Here is a 688-nt window from a genome sequence, read left to right on the forward strand (position 1 = left end):
CGAGATCGAGAAGGCCCACCCGGACATCTTCAACTCGCTGCTGCAGGTCCTCGAAGAGGGTCGTCTGACCGATGGTCAGGGCCGCGTGGTCGACTTCAAGAACACCGTCATCATCATGACCACGAACCTCGGTTCGCAGGGCATCGCCGGTGGCCCGGTGGGCTTCCAGGTCGAGGGTGACTCCGGTGTCGGCTACGACCGCATGCGCTCGAAGGTGAACGAGGAGCTCAAGAAGCACTTCAAGCCCGAGTTCCTCAACCGCGTCGACGACACGATCGTGTTCCCGCAGCTCTCGCAGCCCGAGCTGCTACAGATCGTGGACCTCTTCGTGAAGCGCCTGGCGGACCGTCTGCTCGACCGCGACATGACGGTGGAGCTCACGCTCGCCGCCAAGGAGCAGCTCATCAAGGTCGGGTTCGACCCGGCACTCGGTGCCCGCCCGCTCCGCCGCGCGATGCAGCACGAGGTCGAGGACCAGCTGTCCGAGCACATCCTGCAGGGTGAGCTCACGGCCGGCGACCACGTGAAGGTCGACTTCACCGGTGGCGAGTTCCAGTTCGAGACCGGGCGTCAGCCTGGTCGCGAAGAGGTCCTCGCCGGGGCGGCCGCCGTCGAGGCGACGGACACGCCGCAGGGCGAGATCGAGTCCTAGGACCCGGTCACGGACATGACGGGAGGCGCGGTGCCA

The 688-nt window shown here is 66.4% G+C and carries 1 protein-coding gene; it reads left to right on the plus strand.

Going from position 1 to position 688, the window contains the following annotated elements; translation table 11 throughout:
* The coding region (locus tag BIV01_RS11820) for an AAA family ATPase (protein ID WP_175473704.1) at positions 1–652 on the plus strand (652 nt) is incomplete at its 5' end.
* Positions 653–688: the final 36 nt, after the last annotated feature.

This window comes from Curtobacterium sp. MCBA15_013, assembly GCF_001865095.1.
GTDB lineage: Bacteria > Actinomycetota > Actinomycetes > Actinomycetales > Microbacteriaceae > Curtobacterium.